The 6,510-nt window shown below is 42.9% G+C and carries 3 protein-coding genes; all 3 read left to right on the top strand.

Features of this window, described 5'->3' with window-relative positions:
* Positions 1-3,620, top strand: a 3,620-nt coding sequence (locus tag CXF69_RS12720) for a hybrid sensor histidine kinase/response regulator (RefSeq protein ID WP_101204228.1), incomplete at its 5' end; no start/stop codon positions are given.
* Between the two features lie 223 nt (positions 3,621-3,843).
* Entirely contained in the window at positions 3,844-4,656 is an 813-nt protein-coding gene (locus CXF69_RS12715) for a crotonase/enoyl-CoA hydratase family protein (protein WP_101204229.1), read from the top strand.
* 355 nt (positions 4,657-5,011) lie between these two features.
* A complete protein-coding gene (locus tag CXF69_RS12710) occupies positions 5,012-6,271 on the top strand; it encodes a multidrug effflux MFS transporter (protein ID WP_101204230.1) in 1,260 nt (419 codons plus the stop codon).
* Positions 6,272-6,510: the final 239 nt, after the last annotated feature.

The following is a 6,510-nucleotide window of genomic DNA, read 5'->3' as shown; positions in this document are numbered from 1 at the left end:
AAAAACGTTTCGATACCAGTAGTGCTTATGGTCAGCTGATCATACTGGTGTTTTTGCCCATCTGTGTGTTGGCAGCAGTGGGCGGCATTTTGGTATTTCACGAAACCATGCGTGCGAGCGACTCGGAGCAAGAAGTATTGGCCGAAGCGGTACTTATTCGCTATACGCCAGTCATAGCTGAACTGATTCCTGAGCTGCTAGAACAAGAGCGCCAGCAAGTAGGGAGTAGTGCAGAGAGGACCCAGCAAGCGGCAATGACGACGCTAGAGGGTATCCAAGATAAGCTTGGACGTATGCAGTCTGAGCAGCATGTACAGCGCATTGCTATTATTAATGAAGGCAATCAAGTACTAGCAACAGTCGGTTATGGCCTCAATGAAGAGTGGCCATTAATCAGTGATTCCGCAAGCTTTTTGTCACAACGCCCAACGCCTGTAGGCACAGCGTATGGCAGTGTATTGGGAGAATTTGAAGGGCAGACGTTGTGGCTGCTCGTCGATATGGATAATGAGCCGCTCTACATTGCACGCTACCGTATTGCGATGGCGTTAGTAATTACTGGCTTGTTTACTATCCTGATTCTACTATTGAGTCTAAATATCTATTCGAAACGTTGGATTGCCCCCATTTATGAGCTGCGTTTGCAGTTGCAGCGTACCCATGTCGATAATTTATACCAACCTGTACCCGTTGAGTCAGATGGTGAACTGAATCTATTACAGCAAGATCTAGTCAGAACGTTGCGCCGCTTACATAGAAGCTTTCAAGAGCTCAAAGACCATGCCGAGCAAACTGAGGATGATTTACGTTTGGCATTTGATGAGATGGAGATGCAAAACATCTCTATTCGAAATGCACGTGATGCAGCTATTTCAACCAGCCAAGCAAAATCTGCGTTTTTAGCCAATATCAGTCATGAACTGCGCACACCATTGAACAGTATCGATGGCTTTATTAACTTGCTGGCACGTCACGGTGAGCTTAATCCTGAGCAGGACTTGTATGTACAGACCATACGTAAGTCCTCAGCACACTTGCTCGCTTTGGTAAATGATGTCTTAGATTTTTCTAAAATTGAGGCAGGCAAGCTAGTACTGGATCGTCATGAATTTGATCTTTATGACACTATTTATGATGTGGTTGATATGCTATCTCCTGTCTCTGCGGAGAAGGGTTTGCGCATGGCAGTACTGTTTTACAATGATGTGCCGATGCGTATCAATGGCGATGCGTTACGTCTTAAGCAAGTATTGACCAATATCGTTGGTAATGCCATTAAATTTACGGATAGTGGTGATGTGGTGGTGCGTGTGAGCTTAGATGATCACCGTGATAATTATCTGATGATTAGCGTGCAAGATAGCGGAAAAGGCATTTCTTTGGCAGATCAAAAAATGCTGTTCCAAAGCTTTAGCCAAGGCGATCCATCAATCACGCGTCAGTATGGTGGTACAGGGTTGGGTCTGGTCATCTCCAAACAGTTAACGCGCTTGATGGGCGGGGATATTGGATTTCATGATAATGCTCAAGAAAATATTGCCAATCAAGGCGCGACTTTTTGGTTTCGCATGCCAGCCCATGTCGACGTGCTAGAGGCGGCCACAGGGCAGACGATCGAATTACCAGTATTAGCGCCATTGGCAAGCGAGACCGATGAGTTTAATGTACTGGTTTGGATTAATCATACCGCTTCGATACAAGTACTCAAGGCTAGCTTGCAATACTTACCAATTAAATTGACTCAAGCCAACTCGTTGCCGGGTGTACTGGAGTCGTTGAAAGAGCACGGTAACTATTGGGATTGGGTCATCGTTGATGATGACACTCAAGACGATATGATGGCGCTTCTTAAGCAAATTCGTCTGCATTATCAAGGCAAGCTTGCTGTGTTTGGCTACCAAGTGGCGGCCGATCAAGCGCTACTCAATCGCTATCATGCCAATATATTGTATGAACCATTAGACAAAAGACAGCTGTATGCGATGCTCGATACTCAAAGCCGTAGTACGCCGCAAAGCCTTCAGGAACCACGCTGGAAAGGGGTCACTGTGCTGGCAGTTGATGACCATTTGCCCAATTTACTAGTGCTTGATGCTCTATTGAGCGAGCTAGGGATTCAGGTAGTTACTGCGAGCAGTGGATTTGATGCTATTGAGATTATCAGTAAACAGCAAACCAAAAATATCAAAACTGCCAAGAGCGATAAGCAAAGCCTATCGAATAAAACGCAACTCTCTAAAGCAGAAACACGTGATGAGATAAACAAGAAAACAAATAGCGCGTTCTATCATGAGGACACGAGCGCTGACGATAAGGCGGCTACTCAAGACAAAGACAATATTGATTTGATATTTATGGATATTCAAATGCCGCGTATGTCAGGTCATGAGGCGGCTAAGCAGATTCGAAATATCGAAAATGCGGATAGTCGTATCCCTATTATCGCTCTGACAGCTCACGGGTTGGCAGATGAACGTGACAAACTTATAGCCAGCGGTATCAACGACTATGTTGGCAAACCTATTAGCCAACCTCAGTTATTGCAAGTGCTACAGAAATGGCTTGGTCGTAAGAGTACCACACCACAATTGACCGCGCTGCCCGATACAGATTTGCAAAGCTTTGGCTTACAGCATCCTGATTTGCAGAGTGATAATTTACAAGATGCTAATGTACAAGGTGCTAACGTAAAGGATACCGACTCATCAGAGGCTGAACTAACTGCTATAGACTCGCTGCGCGGTTACTCAATTAATGACAATGATTTATCGAACGACTTACTCTCTAACAAGGTAAATAATAAAGAGTCTCAAGCCAGTTCAGATATGTCTTCAGATGACTCAACCGCTACTTATCCAATAATAAGAGGAGATGGGGTAGATCGTAATAGTACTTCTGTCAGTAGCGAGCCGAAAATTACCCGTCCACTATCCCTGAAAAAAATCCGTGATGACTATCTGCGCGATAGTCAGCCTCGTGAGGGCTATAGACGAGATACTGCGCGTGATATTCAACCGCGCTATGAAAGCTTACGTTTACAAAAACAAGGTCAGTCGCCACTACTACAATCACCAACAAAGTCTATCGACAGCTCTCAAGATAAAAGGCCTCAAGACCAAAGCTTTCACGATAGAACAGCTCACGATAATACGACTTTACACGAGCAAATCAATAATGACCTTAGTAACAACAATATAAGCAAAAGTGATACCTCAAACATTTTAGATTGGCAAGATGCGCTCACTCGTTCAGCGAACAAACCTGAATTGGCGGCCAAGCTTATTATCATGATGATCGATACTATCAATGATGAAAAACAGGCACTCATTCAGGCATGGGAATCGCATGATCGCAATATGCTGGCACAAATTGCTCATCGTATATTGGGCGGTAGTCGATATACGGGTGTACCACAATTGCGTCAGGCTAGCCAAGATTTGGAAGATAAGTGCTTGCTAAATGTACAGCATACGACACCTGTGCAATTTGCAATGATTGAGCCATATTATGAGGTATTATTAACGGCGCTAGACAACTTGCAAAAAGTAGATTTATCTTCTTATCCGCAGCTTAATTATCATCGCTTGAGCGAAAATGACATGACGTGGAAAATGATATAAGTTGAGGGTAAGGCAAGACAGACAAAATCATGCAGGTTCAGAAAGCGATAAGTAACCTCATTAGATTTGCTTATCGCTATCAGCTAGACAACCTGTGTTTGCTGTATATGAAACTGACTATAGTATCGTGGCAGTCAGTTATTACTACGGTACAACAAAGACAAGCCTGCTAATATTGTGAATATCAGTACCAGATTTATTTTATTCATTAATAAGGATTGTTATGAACGCAATTGCAAGTTACCAGTATGAGACCTTACAAGTTAGTATTACAGACAACATACTGACGGTTACCTTAAATCGTCCACATAAAAAAAATGCCATGAGTTTTCAGGTAATCAATGAGCTGATTAAGCTGGCAGGTCGCATTAGCAAGGACAGAACCATACGCGCAGTCATTCTAAATGGGGCAGAGGGAACTTTTTGTGCAGGGATCGACTTAGGGGACTTAAATCATCCAAAGAATACAGCATTTGCGCTTTGGGAGTTGATTAAGCCATGGCAAAGTGCGTTCCAACGGGTGTGCTTGGTATGGCGTGATCTGCCAGTACCCGTCATAGCAGTATTGGAAGGGTATTGTATCGGCGCTGGGTTACAGTTGGCGTTGGCTTGTGACGTACGTATCAGCCATCCTGATTGTCAGTTATCTATTATGGAAGCTAAGTGGGGTTTAGTGCCAGATATGGGACTGACCCAATCAGCATTTGGGGTCCTACGAGAAGATACTCTAAAAGAGCTCGCCATGAGCGCCCGTATCATCGATGCTAATGAAGGCAAAGAGTTAGGCTTGATTAGCCACTGTAGTGAAGCACCTCTTGAACAGGCACAAAAACTTGCTGCCGAGTTTGCAGAGCGCTCTCCTGATGCAGTGCTAGCAAGCAAACGCGTGATAAATGCGATGTATGATCAACCTGCTAAGACTTTATATAAAGAAAAAGCATGGCAGCTGAAAATGATGCTTGGTCGCAATCGTAAGCTTGCCCTCAGAAAAGCAAAGCAGGCCAGCACCTTATTTGGCAAACGCCAATTCCGCTAAATTTTTGCTATCAGTAAATTTTCTAGTGTTATTTTCGTTTGATTCATTCTGATAAAAGAAATTGCTACCTAAGAAAACCAGACATATTTTGATAAATTATTTTGACGATTTTTAATTGTTAACGGTTGTTTCGCCATTATCTTATAGCCATTGAAATGCAAGCAGATAGCACGATATAGCATTGTCTGCTTGCACCGATGTGGGTAAAGATGCACTATTGTTGTTAAAGGTATCTATTTTGATTACTGGATAAGCCAGTAAAATGACGAAAGCCTACCTAACAACACGTGCAAGCAATTAAACGTCGAAAAATAAAATATCAAAAATAATAGCCACTATATAAAACGGTCTAAATATGTCTGCTTCAAAACCCTCCCTTCCAAACAAACCTATCGCTTCTGAACGAGTGCGCTCTGCTGATTTGCCTGTTGCATGGATTATGATGCTTGGGCTGATGGTTGCGGTAGGCCCATTATCGATTGATATGTATCTGCCAGCATTGCCATCGATGGCCGATGATTTCGGTGTTTCAACGGCCTTTATGGCCAACTCTGTCCCTGCATATTTTTTAGGTTTGGTATTTGGGCAGCTATTTTACGGACCATTCAGTGACCGTGTTGGCCGTGTCAAACCCTTATATATAGGTATGACGCTGTATGTTATCGCTTCTATCCTTTGTGCGACCACTGATAATGAGTACGTACTGTTTGCAGGCCGTACTTTACAAGCATTGGGCGCGTGCGTCGGTGCAGTAGTTACTCGCGCTGCGATTCGAGATCGCCTCACTGCCAAACAAACGGCAAAAGCTTTTTCCATCATGATTTTAGTGATGGGCTTAGCACCCATATTGGCACCATCGCTTGGCGCGCTATTCTTACAGTTTTTTGATTGGCACTCTATATTTTGGTTCTTAGCTGCATTTGGCGCTCTAAACTTGCTACTTACTAAGTTTTTCTTTTTTGAAACTTTGACTGAAGAAAACCGTAACGTACGCCCTGCAAGAGAAGTGCTCAGTCAATATTGGGATTTATTAAAAGATCCGACTTTTAATTACCCAGCAATTGGTGGTGGATTGTTAATGGGAGCGATGTTTGTCTATATCAGCTCGGCTTCAGAGTTAATTATGGATACCTATGGCGTCTCAGCGACACATTTTGCTTGGTTGTTCGGAATGAATGCGGCGGGTTTTGTCGGTTTGACGCAGTTAAACCAATGGCTTACCAATCGCTTTCGAATACTAAGTATTTTGCGATTTGGGGCGATGATGCAGGTTATCTCTGCGGGTGTGCTATTCGTGACTGGCTTGCTTTTAGGGACGGATGCTTGGCTACCACTAGTGCTGGCTTGTATTTTCTTTTGTATCGCAGGACTGGGTTTGACTCAGCCTAATGCTTCTGCAATTGCGCTCGCTTTTCAGAAACGCCGTGCTGGTATGGCAAGTGCATTACAAGGCTCGCTAATGTTTTCAGTCGGTATCTTTGGCGGTTTATTATTGAACCTGTTTCCAGTCAATCCAGTCCTCAAGGTTGGTATTGCCCTGTTCTCACTAATGAGTTTCGGTTCCTTCCTGATTTGGAAAATAGATCGTAATTTAAATTTGGATGACGCAGAGTAAAAGCGTTTCGATTTTAAGATAGCTGTATTTTAAAAAGCACTCATACGTTCATAGCGTATGAGTGCTTTTTTGTGCACTCTATATATTTTTCTTCAGAGCAAAATTAGATTTTATAGATATTTTATATGATGGAATTTATTGATTATAAACAAGTATATGTTTTTTATAGTTATATGCAGCCTTTGCTATATATAGCTTACCTTAAATAATGACCAAACATAATTATTGCAATCATGAAA

It is taken from the genome of Psychrobacter sp. Choline-02u-9, assembly GCF_002836505.1.
Lineage (GTDB): Bacteria > Pseudomonadota > Gammaproteobacteria > Pseudomonadales > Moraxellaceae > Psychrobacter.
This window is presented reverse-complemented; position numbering and strand designations above follow the sequence as displayed.